This window comes from Massilia sp. TWP1-3-3 (genome assembly GCF_049897805.1).
Lineage (GTDB): Bacteria > Pseudomonadota > Gammaproteobacteria > Burkholderiales > Burkholderiaceae_D > Telluria_A.
In genome coordinates this window covers 110,500-128,511 of record NZ_JAFCWX010000015.1, presented here as the reverse complement: position 1 = coordinate 128,511, position 18,012 = coordinate 110,500, and the positions used below count along the sequence as shown (strand labels likewise).

16 protein-coding genes are annotated in these 18,012 nt (G+C 64.9%); 8 read left to right on the top strand and 8 right to left on the bottom strand.

Annotated elements, in window-relative coordinates; all coding sequences use genetic code 11:
* The first annotated feature begins 183 nt into the window (after window positions 1-183).
* From ACP7D4_RS16595 to ACP7D4_RS16575, 5 genes are all read left to right on the top strand, one after another.
* Window positions 184-873, top strand: coding sequence for a response regulator (locus tag ACP7D4_RS16595; RefSeq protein ID WP_426102347.1), 690 nt, complete (start codon window positions 184-186; stop codon window positions 871-873).
* Between the two features lie 521 nt (window positions 874-1,394).
* Window positions 1,395-2,696, top strand: a complete 1,302-nt coding sequence (locus ACP7D4_RS16590) for a hypothetical protein (protein ID WP_426210169.1) — start codon at window positions 1,395-1,397, stop codon at window positions 2,694-2,696.
* Between the two features lie 24 nt (window positions 2,697-2,720).
* Window positions 2,721-3,044, top strand: a complete 324-nt coding sequence (locus tag ACP7D4_RS16585; protein WP_426102119.1) for a hypothetical protein — start codon at window positions 2,721-2,723, stop codon at window positions 3,042-3,044.
* On the top strand, window positions 2,932-3,741 hold the full coding sequence (locus ACP7D4_RS16580; RefSeq protein ID WP_426210167.1) for a S8 family serine peptidase: 810 nt from the start codon (window positions 2,932-2,934) through the stop codon (window positions 3,739-3,741). The genes ACP7D4_RS16585 and ACP7D4_RS16580 overlap by 113 nt, the downstream gene beginning before the upstream one ends.
* The gene (locus ACP7D4_RS16575; protein WP_426210165.1) at window positions 3,738-4,787 is read left to right on the top strand and encodes a S8 family serine peptidase; all 1,050 of its coding nucleotides are present in this window, start codon (window positions 3,738-3,740) and stop codon (window positions 4,785-4,787) included. Before ACP7D4_RS16580 ends, ACP7D4_RS16575 begins: the two co-directional genes overlap by 4 nt.
* Before the next feature lie 95 nt (window positions 4,788-4,882).
* On the opposite strand, the gene ACP7D4_RS16570 is transcribed toward ACP7D4_RS16575, so the two are convergent.
* The 3 genes from ACP7D4_RS16570 to ACP7D4_RS16560 form a co-directional block, all read right to left on the bottom strand.
* Window positions 4,883-7,438 (bottom strand): protein kinase domain-containing protein, encoded by a 2,556-nt coding sequence (locus ACP7D4_RS16570; protein WP_426210163.1) that lies wholly within the window; start codon window positions 7,436-7,438, stop codon window positions 4,883-4,885.
* 101 nt (window positions 7,439-7,539) lie between these two features.
* A complete protein-coding gene (locus ACP7D4_RS16565; protein WP_426102129.1) occupies window positions 7,540-8,250 on the bottom strand; it encodes a hypothetical protein in 711 nt (236 codons plus the stop codon).
* Window positions 8,251-8,398: 148 nt separating this feature from the next.
* Complete coding sequence (locus ACP7D4_RS16560) at window positions 8,399-8,749, bottom strand: hypothetical protein (RefSeq protein ID WP_426102131.1); 351 nt, start codon at window positions 8,747-8,749, stop codon at window positions 8,399-8,401.
* Between the two features lie 184 nt (window positions 8,750-8,933).
* Here ACP7D4_RS16560 and ACP7D4_RS16555 point away from each other — a divergent pair, with 184 nt between their 5' ends.
* Window positions 8,934-9,461, top strand: coding sequence for a hypothetical protein (locus tag ACP7D4_RS16555; RefSeq protein WP_426102133.1), 528 nt, complete (start codon window positions 8,934-8,936; stop codon window positions 9,459-9,461).
* Between the two features lie 232 nt (window positions 9,462-9,693).
* Here the strand turns inward: ACP7D4_RS16555 and ACP7D4_RS16550 are convergent, their stop codons facing one another.
* The 5 genes from ACP7D4_RS16550 to ACP7D4_RS16530 all read right to left on the bottom strand — a co-directional run bounded on the left by ACP7D4_RS16550 (window position 9,694) and on the right by ACP7D4_RS16530 (window position 16,060).
* Window positions 9,694-9,954, bottom strand: a complete 261-nt coding sequence (locus ACP7D4_RS16550; RefSeq protein ID WP_426210161.1) for a hypothetical protein — start codon at window positions 9,952-9,954, stop codon at window positions 9,694-9,696.
* A gap of 4 nt (window positions 9,955-9,958) precedes the next feature.
* Window positions 9,959-12,322: a PAS domain S-box protein gene (locus tag ACP7D4_RS16545; RefSeq protein ID WP_426102137.1), complete on the bottom strand. Its 2,364-nt coding sequence runs from the start codon at window positions 12,320-12,322 to the stop codon at window positions 9,959-9,961.
* A gap of 133 nt (window positions 12,323-12,455) precedes the next feature.
* Window positions 12,456-13,199, bottom strand: coding sequence for a SapC family protein (locus tag ACP7D4_RS16540; RefSeq protein WP_426210159.1), 744 nt, complete (start codon window positions 13,197-13,199; stop codon window positions 12,456-12,458).
* 159 nt (window positions 13,200-13,358) lie between these two features.
* A complete protein-coding gene (locus tag ACP7D4_RS16535) occupies window positions 13,359-14,747 on the bottom strand; it encodes a M16 family metallopeptidase (protein WP_426102141.1) in 1,389 nt (462 codons plus the stop codon).
* Complete coding sequence (locus ACP7D4_RS16530; RefSeq protein ID WP_426210158.1) at window positions 14,747-16,060, bottom strand: M16 family metallopeptidase; 1,314 nt, start codon at window positions 16,058-16,060, stop codon at window positions 14,747-14,749. Before ACP7D4_RS16530 ends, ACP7D4_RS16535 begins: the two co-directional genes overlap by 1 nt.
* Before the next feature lie 190 nt (window positions 16,061-16,250).
* Between ACP7D4_RS16530 and ACP7D4_RS16525 the strand changes: the two genes are divergently transcribed.
* A complete protein-coding gene (locus tag ACP7D4_RS16525) occupies window positions 16,251-16,868 on the top strand; it encodes a LysE family translocator (protein WP_426102145.1) in 618 nt (205 codons plus the stop codon).
* Window positions 16,869-16,977: 109 nt separating this feature from the next.
* Window positions 16,978-17,979 (top strand): hypothetical protein, encoded by a 1,002-nt coding sequence (locus ACP7D4_RS16520; RefSeq protein ID WP_426102149.1) that lies wholly within the window; start codon window positions 16,978-16,980, stop codon window positions 17,977-17,979.
* Window positions 17,980-18,012 lie beyond the last annotated feature (33 nt).

Sequence of the window (18,012 nt, the reverse complement as noted above, 5' to 3'; positions counted from 1 at the left end):
CATTTTTGCGGCAGTGCAGCATTATTAGCTCGTCTCCTCCAACTTCTACCAAGAATTGGATTTGCCTGCCCTTCGGGGCAGGCTTTTTTTTGCCCGTCGCATGTCGCCGCGTATCAGGCCGCCAACAGGAGCGCGGTGACAGGCGCCGTGTCGCGCCACGGCGCCCTTTGCTATCATGGTGAAATGAACAATGTGCTGCTCATCGACGACGACGTGGAACTGGTGGAGATGCTGCGCGACTACCTGACCCGGGAAGGTTTTGGGATGGGCATGGCGTACGATGGCGCAAGCGGCGCCGCGCTGGCGCTCGGCGGGCAATTTTGCATTGCCATCGTCGACGTGATGATGACGCGCATGAACGGCATTCAAACGCTGCGCCTGATCCGCGAAAAAAGCCGCTTGCCCATCCTGATGCTGACCGGGCGCGGCGACGACACCGACCGCATCCTGGGGCTGGAACTGGGCGCCGACGACTATGTCACCAAGCCGTGCACGCCACGCGAACTGACGGCGCGCATCCGCGCCATCTTGCGGCGCGCCCATCCGCCGCCGGACAACAGCAGCGGTCCGGTCACGCTGGCGGTGGGCAAGCTGCTCATGGTGCCGTCGCTGCGCCGCGCTTCCTGGAACGGCGCCATGCTCGCGCTCACCAGCACCGAATTCAACCTGCTCGAAGTGCTGGCCATGCATCCGGGCCGCCCCGTGAGCAAGAATGAACTGTCCGAGCTGGGCCTTGGCCGGCCGCTGGCGCGCTTCGACCGCAACATCGACGTTCATCTGTCGAGCCTGCGCCACAAGCTCGGCCTGCTCGACGATGGCCGCTCCTGCCTGCTCACCGTGTATCGCCAGGGCTACCAGTTGATCAGCGAGTAGCCACGCCAGTGACGAGTGCAAGCAGCTGGTCGTGCCCGGGGCCGGCGCCAAGGACGTGCTGAACTCCGGCGGCCGCGCCTGGACCTTGGCATTACCCTGCCCGTGCCGGCCCCAAAATAAAGTCTGAACTCTGCGCCCTGCCGCGCGCCTAACTGGACACGGGCGCCGGCAAACGGGCCGGCGCCACCAGACGGGGCATGCCATGGGCGGCAAACTGCATCGCTGTGCAATAACCATGCTGCTGGCCATCCTGGCCGGCGCGCTCGCCGTCGCCCGGGGGGCGCCGGTCAGCCTACCGGCCTACGGGGTCGACGTCACGCAAAGCTCGGTGTCGGGCCTGTCGGCAGGCGCCTACATGGCGGTCCAGATGCACGTGGCGCACTCGTCGATCATGCAAGGGGTGGGCGTGTTCGCCGGCGGCCCTTACCACTGCGCCGAGGGCAATGTCTTCATCGCCCAGACGCGCTGCATGAGTCCCAACCTCTTTTTCCCGGCGCCTACGGCGGGCGACATCGCGCGCTTTGCCCAGCTCACGCGCGCGCGCCGCCGCCGGCCTGATCGACAACCCGGCCAATCTGGCGCGCCAAAAGGCCTGGATCTTCGTCGGCACCGACGACGACGTGGTGCGCCCGGCCGTGGTCGACACCCTGAGCGCCTACTACGCCAACTTCATGCCGGCCCAGAACATCGTCTACCGCCATGACATCGAGACCTTCCATAACCAGGTTGTGCTCGAAGGCGACCGCCGCGTGCAGCCTTGCGCCTACAAGAACAACGCCATCTTGCGCGACGCCTACGTCAACGACTGCGACTATGACGCCGCGGGCGAACTGTTGCAGCATATCTACGGGCCGCTCGCGCCGCGCAACGGCGGCGTGCTGTCGGGCAGCTTCATCGCATTTAACCAGAATGAATTCATCGCCGGCGCGCGCAGCGCAGGCATGGACGACAGCGGCTGGGCCTACGTGCCGGCCAGCTGCGCGCAGGGCGCGCAATGCCGGGGGCACGTGGCCTTTCACGGCTGCTTTCAGTATGCACAGTATGTCGATGACGCCTATGTGCGCAACAGCGGCCTGAATCAATGGGCCGACAGCAACAGGTTGATCGTGCTGTATCCGCAGACGGTAAGTATTGCGCTACGCAACCCGAATGGCTGCTTCGATTGGTGGGGCTATACCTCGCCCGACACTTACGACACGCGCAACGGCGTTCAGATCGCGCCCGTCAAGCGCATGCTCGACCGCCTGGCCGCGCCCCGCACGGCGGCCGGCGGCGGCGGCGCCGGCGAGGTACACCAGCTGGTCTTTGCCAGCAATGCCGCCGACGACGGCTACGTCAAGGCGCGCGCCGGCGGCGGCGCTGCCGAAACGGGCGTTTTTTCCAGCCTGGCCACTGGCCGGGGCAGCGACGGCAAATTTAATCGCGCCGTGCTCTCGTTCGACACCAGCGCCATTCCCGCCGGCGCTACGGTCGTGCGCGCCGTGCTGCGCGTAACCCATCACTGGCGCTTTGGCCACCCGTGGGACGACGCCGCGGCCGGCCCGATCACGATCGACGTGGCGCGCGGCGTCTTTGGCGCGCGCGCCAGCGCCGAGCCGGCCGACTGGGGGGTATCACCCACGGCCGCGGCAGTGGCCAGCATCGCCCGGTTCACCGGCGCCGGCCTGTCGGGTCCATTTAGCGCGGCCGGCCTGGCGGCGCTCAACCAGGGCAGCGGCGCCATCACTCAACTGCGGCTGCAATTTTCCGACAAGCAGAGCGCACCGGGCTATGTACGCATCGCCGACGGTGCGCTCGCCACGCTGAGCGTTGACTACCGCTAGCGCAACCATCACCAGGGAGCAAACATGACCGACACCACATTTTTCTGGCAGGGCGGACGCAAGATCGCGGTGCGCAAGGACGACGCCGACATCACGATCCGGGCCGCCACCGCCGAACAGGCGCAGCAGGCGGCGGCGCGCGCCGGCGTCAATCTGCTGCAAGTGCAAAGCGTGGCGCCCGGACTGGTGCGCGCCACCGTGCCCGGGCCGGAGCGCGAACGGGTCGGTCGACGCCATGCGCGCGGCCCGCCATGTCGTGCACCACGTCTACCGCGACCGCGAAAGCGGCGAGACCGAATACCTCATCACCGAGAGCTTTTTCATCAAGTTCAAGCCCGACACGCCTGACGAGCGCAGCAGTGCCTATTTGCAGGACCGGCACCTGGTGCGTGAGCGCGACCTGGGCAACCTGACTTACCTGGTGCGCGTGACCGACGCCACCGGCAGCAATCCGATCGGCGCGGCCAACGCCGCCGCAACTGACGCCGACATCGAGTACGCCGAGCCGAACATCATCCGCCCGTTGACCAGGTTCGCCTTCATTCCCGCCGACGAGCGTTTCGCCCAGCAGTGGCATTTGCATGCGCCGGCCAGCGTCGCGCCCGACCTGGTGGCGGGGGCCGGGATTTTCGCGCCGGACGCGTGGGACAGCACGCTGGAACGGCGCGACATCGTGGTGGCCGTCGCCGACGACGGCTTCGACCTGACCCACCCCGACTTCCAGGGCCAGGACAAGGTGCGCGCGCGCCTGAACGCGGTGCTGGGCGGCGATGCCGACAATGCGTCGATCGCCTGGAACGACGACGTGCAGCCGCGCGCCGGCAACTACCATGGCACGCCCTGCCTGGGCGTGGCCGTGGCCGAAGGCAATGGCAGCGGCGTGATCGGCGTGGCGCCCGGCTGCGCGCTGGTGGCCGTGCGCTTTCCGCTGGGCGCCATGTCGGACGCCCATTTCATCGTCATGTTCGACAAGATCTCGACGCTGGCTGACGTGCTCTCGTGCTCTCGTGCTCATGGGGCGTCGGTCCCGCCGACGCCCCCATGAGCCGCGCGCTGCATGATGCCATGGCCAGGCTGGCGCGCAGTGGCAGGCGGCGCGGCAAGGGCCTGGTGTTTTGCATTGCGGCGGGCAACAGCAATTGTCCGGTGGCCGACCTGGACAATACGCTCGCCTACCGCTACCGCTACCGCGACCACGACGGCGCCCTGCGCAGCTACCGCGGCCCGATCGATCGCTGGGTCGCCGCCCACCCGGACGTGATCACCGTCAGCGCCAGCACTTCGCGCAAGACGCGCGCCCCCTATTCGTCCTGGGGGCGCCAGATCAGCGTGTGCGCACCGTCCGACAACTGGGACAACCTGGGTCTGTCCACGCCGCCCGGGCGCGGCATTACTACCACCGACAACGAAGGCGCAGGTCCAGGGTCTGACTTTACGCCCGACTCGCGCTTTACGGGACGCTTTGGCGGCACCTCGAGCGCCACGCCGACGGTGGCCGGCGTGTGCGCTCTGGTGCTCTCGGCCAATGCACAACTGTCCGCGCTGCAGGTCAAGACCCTGGTGCAAGGCACGGCCGACAAGGACCTGTCGCTGGCTACCGACACCGCCGTTAACCGAGCGGGCGACATCAACGCCGACGGCTTCAGCCTGTGGTTCGGTTACGGCAAGGTCAACGCGGCGCGCGCGGTGCGCCAGGCCTTGGCCGGCGCGGCCGACACGCGCCGCATCGACCTTGGGCAAGAGCCCAACCTGGCTATTCCCGACGCGGGCGCGCCGGTGGCCAGCGCCATCGACGTCAACGACGACGGGCGCATCGGCGACATCCGCCTGCAGGTGGACATCCGCCACACCTATATTGGCGACCTGCGTATCGAGCTCATTGCGCCCGACAACAGCGCCGTGCTGCTGCATAACCATGCCGGCGGAGCGGCGCACAACCTGGTGCGCGCCTATACGCCGCAAGACACGCCCGGCCTGCGCGCACTGCTCGGGCGCCCGATCCGTGGGCGCTGGCAGCTGAACGTGCGCGACGACGCCGGCTTCGATGTGGGACGGCTCGCCGCGTGGCGACTGGCCGCGCGCGTGACGTAGCAGCCAGTGACGTAGCAGCCAGTGACGTAGCGGCCAAGGACGTAGCAGCCAGTGACGTAGCAGCAAATGACGAGCCGCCAGTCACGGCACGCGCATCAGTCGTCAGGCAGCTCGCGCGCTCGTCGGCCGCTGCGTTTTTCGCGCTCGCGCTGGCGCAGCACGTCGATCATCACATTGAAGGTGCGCGCCAGGCGGCCGATCTCGTCGGCGCTGGTGACCTTGATGTTGGCGCCCTCGTAGTCGCCTTCCTTGAGCGCGTTGGCGGCCGCAGTCAGGCGCGCAATCGGGCGCACGATGCTGCGCGCGAACAGCACCGCGAGCACCAGGAACAGCACGCCGACCAGCACCACGCTGAACAAAACATTTTGGAACAGCTTGCGCAACGGCGCTTCGAACACGCGGCGCGATTCGCTCACGCCCACCACCCAGTCGTGGCCCTTGACCGGCGCAAAGCCTGCGTGTTCTTCCTCGTCCGACAGCGTCGACACGTAAGTGACGCTGCCGGGCGCCGTGGCGCCCACCAGCGTGCGCGCCAGCTGTGGCATGTGGACGCTGTCGATGTGCTCGCGCGCAAAACGCTTGTCGGCCACGATCCGCTTCTGGGTTGGCGCCGACAGCACGCCCAGGCTGCGATACAGGTGCTTTTCGTCTGGATAGTAGATCAGGATGCCGTCGCCGTCGATCATGAAGGGCACCCGGTCGGTCCCGGCGGTAATCCCCTGCAAAATGTCGGCAATGCTGCTCGCCTTGATGCGCAGGACCACCACGCCCAGCACCTTGCCGGCGCTGTCGACAATCGGATTGGCGTAAAACATGCCCCGCTTGCCGTCGCTCGCGCCGACCAGGATGCCGGTGCGCGCGGCGCGCCCCTTGACCGCCTCTTTAAAATACTCGCGAAAGCCATAGTTGTTGCCTTCGACATTGGGCCCGCTGGCCGCGAGCGCCAGGCCATCGGGGTTCATCAGGAAAATGAGGGCAACATCGGGGTGGGTCCGGATCAGGTTGCCCATCTTGGCCAGTACCACCTGCTTGCGCGCCGCGTCCGCGCGCCGCAGGTAGTCGATGAATTCGGCCTCGGTGGCCGCGTAGTTGGCCAGGTTCTGGCTATCCTCGACCAGTTGCGCCACCTGGCCGGCGCTGCTGGCGGCAATGCGCTGCAGATTGCGCATTTCGCTGGCCGACACCGCCTTCACCGAACCGTTCAAGTTGTAGTAGGCCGTCATCAGCATCGGCAGCAGCGCGGCGAGCACCATCGCGATCGTCATCTTCAGCACCAGCGGCCAGGAGATCGGATGGGTCACCGCGCGGCCCAGCCGCACGGCGCGCCGCTTGAGCAAGCGCGGCGAGTCGAGCAAGGCGCGCCAGCTCGCGTTGCCCATGCCGATGTCGGCGTCGGTGTCGGTGTCGGTGTTGGTGTCGGTGTTGGTGTCGGTGTCGGTGTCGGTGTCGTCTTCACGCAGCGCGTCGCGCAGCGCCAGGCTGCCCGCGTGGGCGGCGAACAGCTGGCGCGAAAACGCTTGCAGGTTCTGCGGACGGGCCGCAGGGTCGAGCGCCAAGGCCCAGTCGACGGCGCCCAGGAACGCGCCGCTGTAGCGGCCCTGCCCCGCTTCGAGCGCGCTGACCATGGTGGCCGCGCCGCGCTCGCGCTGCGGGGCGGCGGGCGGCTTGGCCCCGGTAACCATCCAGTACAGCGTGGCGCCGAGCGCATAGATGTCGGTCCACGGCCCTTGCGCCGCACCGCCGTACTGCTCGGGCGGCGCGTAGCCGGGCGTGACGACGTCGGCCAGCGTGTCAGCTTGGCCGGCCGCCAGGCGCGCCGCGCCGAAGTCGAGCAGCACCAGGCTGCCGTCGTCCTTGCGCCGGTAGATGTTGTCGGGTTTGACGTCGCGGTGCAAAAAGCCGGCCTGGTGCACCACGGCCAAGCCGTCAAGCAAGGGCTGCAGCAGGCCGAGCAACTCGCTTTCGGCGGTGGCCCTGCACTGCGGCCACCATTGCTTGAGGCTCTGGCCGCGCTCGTATTCGAGCACCATATAAGCGGTGCGGTTGGCTTCGAAAAATCGCGCCACGCGCACGATGTTCGGGTGGCGGAAGGTGGCCAGCGTGCGCGCCTCGACCAGGAAATTATCCAGCCCGTCCTGGTACAGGGTCCCGACTTCGGGGCAGCGCGGCGACACCGACTTGTCGCCCGAGCGCTGCGCCAGTTCGCCCGGCAGGTATTCCTTGATTGCGACCTTGGCGTTCAGGTGCACGTCGGTGGCGAGGTAGGTCACGCCAAAGCCGCCCTGGCCCAGCACGGCGTCGATGCGGTACTCGGCCAGGTGAAAGCCAGGCGCGAGAACCAGGGCGGTTTCGGACGTGGCCACTTTGCCGGGCGTGGGCGTGCGCGGGTAGAGCACGGTGGCGTCGTCGATGGCCGGGCCAGGGCGGTGCAGGACGGTGGAGTCGTCGTCCAGCGGCGCGCCGGGCATCGGCAACGGCGCCCGGCGCGGTGCAGGCGCAGCCAGGCTGAGCGTGTGGACCGCGCGCAGGCGCCGTTCCATGGCGACGATCTTTTCCAGGGCGGCCACGCGCCGTTCGAGGACGGCAGCGCGTGTGGCAGCTTGTGCCCGCAGCGCCTGGTCCGGTCCGTCGACTGTTTCGCTGTCCGCCATGGAGAACCTTATCAAAAAGTACAGGCGGATGCTAGCATGACGCGCTCTGCCTTTGGCGATTTTCCCGCGTCCGGCGCCGAAACTGGCGGAGCCGTTCCTCGCTATTTACCCAGTAGCAGAAGGCTCTGGGTCCATTGGGGCGCCCACGCAAACAGAAAATCATGCGTCTCGAACGCGCGGTTCAGGCGCGAGATGGGCACCCGGTGCACCTCGTTCAATCCAAGCGCGAGCGTGACGGGATTCCACAGCGCCTTGTTCCTCGATTGTTTCGCGCTGCCCTTCACGCGCGCGCCATCGTCCCCGAAAATGCCGCCCGCCTCGGCCAGGGCGCGCTCCAGATCGATCCTGACCATGCCGGCAAAGGCGAGCAAGACCTGTGCACCGCTGATGCCATCGCGCGATTCCCGGGCTGGCTCGACTTTGACCGGCTGCGCTTCGGCGGCGCGCTTGCATTGCGCGGCGAGGCGCTCCAGGTCTTTCTTGAGGAAGCGCAGCTCGTGCAGCGCGCGCCGAAAGCCGGGCGGCGGCAACGTGGCGACAATCTTGTAGGCATCCTTGGTCATGGTGATCAGCACATCGTCGCTGCCCGCAGCCAGGCGGGCAATATCCTGCTCGAAAAAGATCGGCGCGGCGTACCCGCCGTTGGCGTCGCCAAACAAGGCGGCATGCGCGGCATCAAAATCGAGCCAGACGTAGGGCGTGACGCCATGCTCGAGCAGGCGGGCCAGGCTCCACGGCGAGCCGGTCTGGTGAGCCAGCCAGGCGCTGGCCTGTTCAACGGTGGCCCGGAAAGGGAGTTCGGAAATCGTCATGGCGTGTCTTTCGCTAGGCAAACAGCCGACACTCTGCCCTAGTTGGGCCGATTTGGAAAGGGCGCGCCCCCGGGCCGGCGCTGGCAGCCGGTCGGGCTCGACGATGCCGGACCGGTCATGTCCATTCCCGGCTCGCTTTCTTCACGTCTTAGGCAAACAGGTCGATGGTGCGGCCCAGCGGCGACGACTTGGCTGCCTGGGAAACGCTGCCGGCGGACGAGGCGAGCGATGCAGCCGGCTCGGTTTTGCCCGTTGCCAGCAGCGCCTGGCGCCGTTCGCCGGCCTGGTCGGAGTGCGCGATGCGCTGTTCAACCTGACTGATCTTGCCGCGGATGGCGTCGATTGCCGCCTTGCCCTGTGGCGTTTGGGCGGTGGCGCAATTGATGCATTCGGATAGTTGCTGCTGCAATCGCTGCAGTTGCGCCAGCAAGGCGGCAGCCACCGGGGCGACGTCGGCGATATCGGTGGCGCCAGCAGTGGATCCGGCAAGGGGCGACATGTCTTTCTTTCGGCGGGCAGTGCAAGCAAGCGCGACTGCGGTGGTTCATCTTAGCACCGGGCGCAAACGAGCGACGCGCATGCCGTTGCGGCAATCGGACGCTTTCCAATGAGCAGTGGAGCGAGGGGGTAAAAACCGGGCGATAATGGTGCGATTAGGAAACTTGGCAGCGATAGAGGATGAAATGAAATATTTAATGGCGTTTGCCGTGCTCGCGCTGGTCTCCCGGCTCGGTTTTGCCACTGGAAACGTGGCGGTGGCGCACCACAAGCTGCTGACGTGGCCGGGAATGAACCCGGTGCAGTTTGGCTGTTACGTCGAAAAGACCTTTGGCGTCAGGGACAAGCGTTTTAACTGCAGCGCCAAGCCTTACGTCGCCGGTGGCAACCCGTGCACGGCTGCCGACGCGTATGAAGAAGGTCCTGCCTTTCCGGATGCGGCTGCGGCGAAGATCCACCCCGACATCAAGACCATCGACCTGAGCTGGGAGCACGGCGACCTGCAGCAAATTTCGGTCGATTTCAAGCGCAAACTGAGCCGCAAGGAGATCGCCACGATTCTATCGTTGCCGGAAAACTTCGAAGTGCCGCAGGAAAAGATGAAGTTTATCCGCATCTACATCCAGGAATGCAGCAGCGATGGCAGTTGCCTGGGCATTCAGATGTTCGACCATCAGGGTGCGGGCGACATCGATTGCGGCGATGTGAAGTGAGGCCGGTGCATGGGGCCCGCTGACGATGGTGGTGAGAACTAAGGCCATCGGCTCTATGGGTACCCGCGTGCGCGAGTACGCTATTGTTCTCGATTTCGGTTCGCAAACTTCGCGATTTCTGTCGGGCCGACCGAAACGGGTTTTACTGCACCCTCGTGCGCGAGCACGATAATTATAATGAAGATATTGGTGAAAAAGTCAGCGGTCCTTGTGCCATGGGACCGCAGCCACGCTACTCCGGCGTCGACGGATCGGCGTCGCCCCCCGGATGCGCCAGCGCCTGTTGCTCCAGCTCGGCGTCGGAGACCAGCGGTACGCCTTCGGCCGGCGCTATTTCTGGTGCGAACGGCTGGCCCGTCGCGCTATCTGCCGCCGGCGGCGGGTTGGCCAAATCCAGCACCGATTCAATGGCGTGTTCGATCTGGACGGTGAGGTCATCGTCTTGCGGGTGCGTATTGCTGGTCATGGTGGCGCCTTTGTTGGGGTTAGTCATTTGACTATGCCCTATTTCTGCCAAACGAGGCAACACGCGTGCATCCGCCCTGCTTTAAAGCGATTTTTTCCAGCAGCGCCAGCAATTTGCGGGTGTCGACCGGTTTGATGAAATGGTGGTCGAAACCGGCTTCGGCCGTATTGCGACGATCGCTTTCCTGGCCATAGCCAGTGATGGCGACCAGCACGCAGGCCCCTGTGCGCGGATGCTGGCGCAGGCGCCGGGCCAGCTCGTTGCCATCCATTTCAGGCAGGCCGATGTCGAGCAGGCAGGCGTCAAAGGTTTGCCGCTCGATGCATGCCAGCGCGTGGTCGGCGCCATGGACCACCGTCACCGCGTGGTCCGACGCTTCGAGCAGCATGCCGAGCATCAGGGCCGCGTCGACATTGTCGTCGACCAGCAGCACCCGCAAGGGCACGTGCTGTTTCTCGTCAAGCGGCAAGCCTTCGCAGGCTGCATCCGGCCCGCCCCGCAGCGCCAGGCGCGGCAGCGCGACGCGAAACGTACTGCCCTGCCCCGCTCCGGCGCTGTAGCAGCTCACCGAGCCGCCGTGCAGCTCGACCAGGTTCTTGACCAGCGCCAGGCCCAGGCCCAGCCCGCCGGAAGAGCGGTCCGGCGTGTGCTCGGCCTGGGTGAACAGGTCGAACACACGGGCGGCCAGCTGGCGCTCGATGCCGATGCCATTGTCGCTGACCGTCAGCAGCACCATGTCCTGGTCGACTTCGGTACGCAGCACAATGGCGCCGCCGGCCGGCGTGTACTTGGCCGCATTGTTAAGCAGGTTGGAGACGATCTGCACCAGGCGCTTGTTGTCGCCCATTACGGTCGTGACGGCCGGCGTCAGGTGCAGGGCCAGCGCGTGCTGCTTGTTGCGGATTAGCGGGCTGGCCTGTTCGACGGCGTCGGTAACGATATGGCGCATGTCGAGCGCCACCTTGTCGAGCGTGACCAGGCCGCGCGTGACGCGCGAGACATCGAGCAGGTCGTCCACCAGGTGGGTCATGTGCGACACCTGGCGGCTGATGATTTCGCTGGTCTGGCGCACCCGCGCGGCGTCCGACTTGCCCAGCTTGAGCAGTTCGGCGGCAGCGCCAATCGGGGCCAGAGGATTGCGCAGCTCGTGCGCCAGCATGGCCAGGAATTCATCCTTGCGGCGGTCGGCGTCGCGCAGGTTTTCTTCGGCTTGCTTGCGCTCGCTGATGTCGGCAATCGTCCCCACCAGGTAGGCGCCGGCGTTGGGCCGCGGCTGGCTGCGCCCGTACAGCTCAACCCAGCGCACCTGGCCGTCGCGCCGAAGAATGCGCCCCTCAAACTTGAAGCGGCGGTCTTCGGCCAGCGTGACCGAGACCGCATGCTCGAAGGCGGCAATGTCGTCCGGGTGCAGGAAAGTGGCGGCAAATTGCGCGGCGTCGACCGGGCCGCTGGAAGTGGGAATGCCCAGGATCTGGTAGCCGCGTGCGTTTTCCCACGTAACATTGCCCGTTTCCGGCTCCCACGCCCACAGGCCCAGTTCGGCGGCGTCGGTTGCCACGCGCAATCGCTCGGCACTCGATTGCAGCGCTTTCTGGTTTTGCTTGCGCTCGGTGATATCGGCAAAGGTGACGACCGCGCCCGCTTGCCCGCCCTCGCCGGCCATGGGCGCCACCGCGTAAGAGACGGCAATGGCGCGCCCATCCTTGTGCCAGAACACTTCGTCCTCGATGCGCACGGCAGCGCCTTCCCGCACCGCCTTTGCCAGCCGGCATTCTTCCCACGGATAGGCGCTGCCGTCGGCATGGTGATGGTGCACCACGCTGTGCAACTGGCGCCCGATCAGTTCAGCCGGCTCATAGCCGAGCATCTGGGCACCGGCGCGGTTGATGAAGGTGCAGATATGGCCCGGCCCGATGCCATAGATGCCCTCGCTGGACGACTCGAGCAGCAGTGAAAACCGCTCATGGCTGGCGCGCAGTTCGTCATTGGCGCGGCGCACTTCGGTGACGTCGCGCGAAATCGCCAGGATTTTCTCGACCTGCCCGCCGGCACCGAGCACCGGCGTGACGATCACGTCCCACCATTTGGGCGTCGCTTTGGCGGTCGGACAGTAGGCTTCGAAGCGGCCGGTGCGCCCGGCGCGCGCGTCGGCCAGCGCAGTGCAGATGGCGCCGCTGGACGCTTGCGGCCACAGGCTTGCCCACGCCCGCCCGGCAACGCTGCTGAAATCGTCAATTTCCATCAGGCACTGACCATTTTTATTCATCGACAACACGCAGCCGTCGGGATCGAGCATCTTGACGCAATCGTTGCTGCTTTCAAAGATCGCAGTGCCGATGTCGGTCACGGTGACGGTCGCGCCGGTGTCAGCGCCGTGCGGGATGGGATCGAGCATGGAAATGGGTGTTTCCTGTAGAGCAAATGGCGTGGCGGACGGCACGCTCGTCTATTGCGCAGATTGTACGGTATTGACGCGCCCGTTCGATTGGATGAGCCCGGCTACCGACCGTGACGAACCATGACCTGCTTCAGCTTGCCGGCGAATGGCGTTCCTCCATGCGCACGGCCAAGTGGGGAATTTGCTTGAGCGACAACAGATGGGCATGCGCCAGGGCCATGTCGCCGCTGCGCACCATGGCCAGCACGGTGGCGTCGTCAAGCGTGGCCAGCTTTTCTGCATCGATGATGACGACGCCTTCCACCACCAGCTTATTGCCATTTCGCAAGACCTCGAACGAACGCGCCGTCAGCAGGCCGAGGGTGGACAGGCGTTCGGCAAAAGCGTTGGTGTTGAGCATTTCGGCGTGAAAATGTTGCAAGAAGTCGATGGCGGCAGCCAGCAGTGGCGTTTCCTTGCCTTGCGTGTCGAACAGGGGCTGTCCTGCCGCTTCGTTCAGGCCGGCAAATGCTTCGTCGATGCAAACGGTCATCTCCGGCTCGCCGTCGCCGCCACCGCCGGACAGCACAAAGGGATAACGGCGCACAAAGGCTGGCACATAGCTGCCCGCATCCCATTTACCGGCCGCATCGACAAACAGATTTTCGGCGTTGTTCAAACCCACCATGGCGGCCAGCGTGTACGGCCCGCCATCATTGCCGACAAACACAAGCGGATAGCTTGCTGCCGCGTCGATCAGTTCCGTGCTGGCGAGCAGCAGCGAATTGGTATGCGCCGCGAAAAGAAAATTGCTCTTGCCCGTGTCGAGCTTGAGGTTGCGATGGTGTTTACGATTGAGCGCGGCCGGCCGCTGATAAAAGTTCGTCGATGACACGTTGATTTTCCTTAGACATTACGTAGATCGGAAACGACATTCTCCAAGGTAACGTGAACTAAGCCCGGAAACAACTGTTTTCCGCAAATAAGCCAGCACCAAGCGCCACGGCCACCCCGGGGTCAGTTCCCCCATTGCGATGGGAACTGGTTGGGGGGTTTATTGTGCGGGCTGGAAGCCGTCGGCGTTGATGTCGAGCTCGGTGACTTCGCCGTACTTGGCAGCCACCTTGCGGATGTCGACAGCCTTGCCGATCAAAACCATTTGCAACTTGTCGCGCGGGAAGTGCTTGTCGATCAACACCTTGGCGCGCGCCGGGGTCAGGCTGTCGACGTCTTTGCCGAAGTTGTCGATCTGCTCGCGCCCCACGTTCGAGACGTACATCTCGCCCAGCAGCGTAGCGAGCTGCTGGCTTGTTTCAAAGCGCGATGGAAACTGGCCCTTGACGTAGGCTTTGGCCGAGTCGAGCGTGGCCGCGTCGATTCCCTTGTCCCACAGCCGCTGGTACGTCTTGAGCGCGAGCGCCAGCGCCGGCTCGGTGCTGGGCGAGGCGGTAAAGCTCGAGATGCCGAACGTGCCCGTTTGCGACAGCGTGCCGAACTCGCTGCGCGCACCATAGGTCAAACCCGAATTGACGCGCAATTCGTCGTTCAGCCATGAGGTAAAGCGCCCGCCCAGCACGGTATTGAGCACTTGCAGGGGCACATAATCCGGGTCGTTGCGGGCAATGCCGGCGCCGCCGATCAAAAATGTCGTCTCGGTGGCGTCAGCTTTATTGATTAGCCATACGCGCGCCTTGTCGGCCTTGACCTTGCCGTTTTGCTGGGCGGCAGGTGCGGCGCCGCTCGCCGTCCACTGGCCAAACAGTGCGCTGATGCGCGCGCGCATCTCGGCCGTCTTGAAGTCGCCCACCACGATGATGGCGGCATTGTCGGGACGATAGTAGCGCCGCTGGAACTCCTGCACGTCCTGGCGCGTGATGGCGCTCATGCTGGCAACGGTGCCGGCCGGCGGGTTGGCGTAGGCGCCATCGCCAAACAGCATGCCCCGGTAGTACGACTTGACGACATTGCGCGGCGCTTCCTTCGCTTGCTTCAAGCCCAGTACCTTGCGTTCGCGCAGCTTGTCGAGTTCGGCGGCGTCCAGGCGCGGCTGCTGCACGATGTCGGCCAGCATCGGCAGCAAGAGCGCGGCGTCGTCGCGGGCGAAACTGGCAACCAGCGCCGATTGCTCTTCATTGCTGGCACCGCCCAGGGTGGCGCCATGAAAATCGAACACTTGGTCGATGGTCGCCTTGGCGTGTTTGCTGCTGCCAAGCAGCAAGGCGTCGCCGGCCAGGTTGGCCAGGCCGCGCTTGCCGGCATCATTGACCGCACCTGCCTTGAGCACAGCGCTCACCGCGATCAGCGGCGCTTCGTGGCGCTCCATCAGGTACACGGTCAGGCCGTTGGGCAGGCGCGTGGTCTCGAACGGGGGCAGGCGGAACTCGGCCGCGCCGGTGCCGGCGCTGGCGGCGACCAGGCTCACGGCAACTAGGTGCTTGATCATCAATCCTCCTTGGCAGCGAGCACGCCAACGGTGCGCTGCGATTTGGTCAGGTAGGTGGCGGCGACACGCTTCAGGTCGGCCACGGTCAACTTGCGGTATTGCTCGGGCGCGTCGAACATTTTTTTGTAGTCGCCAAAGAACACTTCATAGTTGCCCAGCTGCTGGGCTTTGCCGTTGATCGTTTCTTGATTGCGATAAATGCCCACCAGCTTTTGGTTTTTGACCTTCTGCAACTCGTCCTCGGTGACGCCCTTGTTGATCACCCGGGAAACTTCGTCCAGCATTGCTTTTTCAAGCTGGGCCGGCGTGACCTTGGCCCCGGCCACGGCAAACAGGTACAGCAAGCCCGGATCGAAACCGTCGATGCCGTCGGCGCCAACCGTCGTTGCCAATTGCTGGTCGACCAACGCCCTGTACAGGCGCGACGACTTGCCGTCCACCAAAATGCTTTGCAGTACGTTGAGGGCGTAATAGTCGGCGTGGCCAATCGGCGGCACCTTGTAGGCAATCATCAGATTGGGCGAGGTGACCGACGCCTTGGCCACGAATACGCGCCGTTCGCCCTTTTGCGGCGGCTCGACGGTGCGCACGGGAGGCGGCAGCGCGCGCTTGGCGATCTGGCCGAAATACTTGCTTGCCAGTGCCTGCACCTGGTCGGCCTTGACGTCGCCCACCACGACGGCCACGGCGTTATTGGCGGAATAATACACATTGAAGTAGCGCTTCAAGTCGTCCAGTGTCCAGGCCTTGATGTCCGACTCGTGCCCGATCACGGGCCACGAGTACGGGTGGGCCTGGAAAGCGACGCCGTTGATTTCTTCCTGCAACAGGCGCACGTTAGAGTTTTCCAGGCCGGTGCTGCGCTCGGACAGCACCACGCCGCGCTCGCTCTCGACGACCTTGGGATCGATGGCCAGGTTGGCGATGCGGTCGCTCTCCAGCGCAAAAATGGTTTCCAGCGATGCCGCCGGGAACCAGTCCTGGTACACCGTCACATCGTTGCTGGTGTAAGCGTTGTTGCTGCCGCCCTTCGCTTCCATCACCCGGTCGAACTGCTTGGGCCCGTAGTGTTTCGAGCCGTTGAACATCATGTGCTCAAAAAAGTGCGACAGCCCCGTGGTGCCCGGCGCCTCGTTGCGCGAGCCGACTTTCCAGAACGTGTACATATTCGCATTGGGAATGGTGCTGCTCTCAAGCACGATGAACTTCATCCCGTTGGGCAAGGTGAACGTCTTTACTTCGCCGGCGCTGAGCGCGTGCGCGCCACTAGCCGCACCGAGCAGCAAGACGGCGGCCATGATTTTCCACTTCATGTTCTTCCCTTCAAAAAACCTGTTTTGAATGCAATGGCAAAGAATACGGTATCCGGCAAGGGATGGATAGTGCGGGATAGTGCGGGATAGTGCGGGATAGTGCGGGATAGCGCGCAGCAAAACGGCGTTGGCAGGCAGATACACGGGCTGTCGCGTTACACTGGTGACAATCGGTTGCCACTTTGACACCATGAACTTGCCCACGCTCGCCCTCTTTATTCCCGCCTGCCTCGCCCTGAACATGGCGCCCGGGCCGAACAACCTGCTCTCGCTGGGCAACGCCACGCACTACGGCTTTACCCGCTCATGCGCGGCCGGCCGCGGTCGTCTGGCGGCGTTTGCACTCATGCTGCTGCTCACTTCGGCCGGGCTGTCGGTGCTCTTCAACGCCTCCGTCATGCTGTTCATGGCGATCAAGGTGCTCGGCGCGCTGTACCTGTTCTACCTTGCCTTCCAGCTATGGACCAGCCAGCCGGTGCCAACTAACGGCGTGCAGTTGCCGGCCAAGGGATTGGCGGCGCTGGCCCGGCAAGAGTTTTTTGTGGCGGCGGGCAATCCAAAGGCAATCCTGATCTTCACCGCTTTTCTGCCGCAGTTCGTCAACCCGGCCGCGCCCACCGGCATGCAGTTCGCCGTGCTCGGCGCCTTGTTCCTGCTGCTTGAATTGCTCGCCATTGCTGCCTACGCCTACATGGGCGTCTCCCTGCGCCGCTGGTTTGCCCACGCTCGCGGACAGCGCATTTTCAACCGCAGTTGCGCGGCGCTGCTGGCCGCCGCCGGCACCGGGCTGCTCGCCGCGCGCCGCTAAACGGCGCCGCTCAAGCCACCGGTTTTGCTTACCATTTTCAATTGAACCAGGCCCCAACAGGCGTATGCTGAAGTTTCACATCAGAAATACGCCTTGTTCAGGAGCCATCATGTCCGTCGATCTGTCCAAACTTGCTTCGCAAATAGCCCTGTTCAAGGGCCAAGGCGTCACGTCGCTGTTCGACAAGCCGAGTTCCTCCTGGGAATTTGACCCGCTCGGGCGCGCCGCTGGCGATGCGCGCTTTTCCAACGGACTGGGTAACGCCCTGTTCGAGCGCGGCGGCGCGTCAGATAACAGCGGCGATCCGCTTGCCGGCATGCCCTCGTTCGGCAATTTGATGGACCAGTTCAGCGCGTCGCTGCGCCAGGACCAGTTGCCAACCTCAACGACGCCCACGGCGCTCGACGCGGCCGGCAACTTCAGCCGCCCCGGCCAGAACATGGTGACGGTGCTCAACCGCGTCGAAGTGACCTTCAAGGCGCAGTTTTCGGAACTGGGAGAAATGCGCCACAGCCTGGTGAGCGAACAGGCGGCGGCCAAACAACTGGGCGCACTGGGCCCCGGCAGCAGCGCAGCCGATATCAAGGCCGAACTCACCCGTTTCGTGAGCAGCTACAACGCCGGCGTGAACCGTTTTGCGCCGGCAGTGGACAAGGGCGGCATCCTGGAAGGCAGCTGGGAAGCCGGGCGCGCCCGCTTTGCCACCCGGCGCGATATCGGCTATAGCTTGAACGGCGCCGACGTCGGCATCAAGGGCGACCTGGCCCAGCTGGGCATCACGACCGATCCCAAGACCGGCCTGGCCGCCATCGACGACGCCAGGCTCGACGGCGCCTTGACCCGTGACCGGGGCCATGTGCTGGCCTCCGTTACCGCGTTCGCCAATACCTTCGTGACGACGGTTGATTTTCTTAATGCCAAGGACCACGGCCAGCAGCGGCAAATGGCCAACCTCGACCGCGCCGTGCACTGGATTGGCGAGCACAAGGCGGCCGTGCAAAAGGAATTCGGCGCCGGCGCGGCAGCCACGCCGAACGCGGCCTTCGCCAAGGCGGCGGCCCATTATGACGAGATGGCTCGGCTCGACGGGCCACCGGTCAAGCCGGCCTGACGCGCGGCGCTGCGGCGCTGCCCGCAGTCCGTT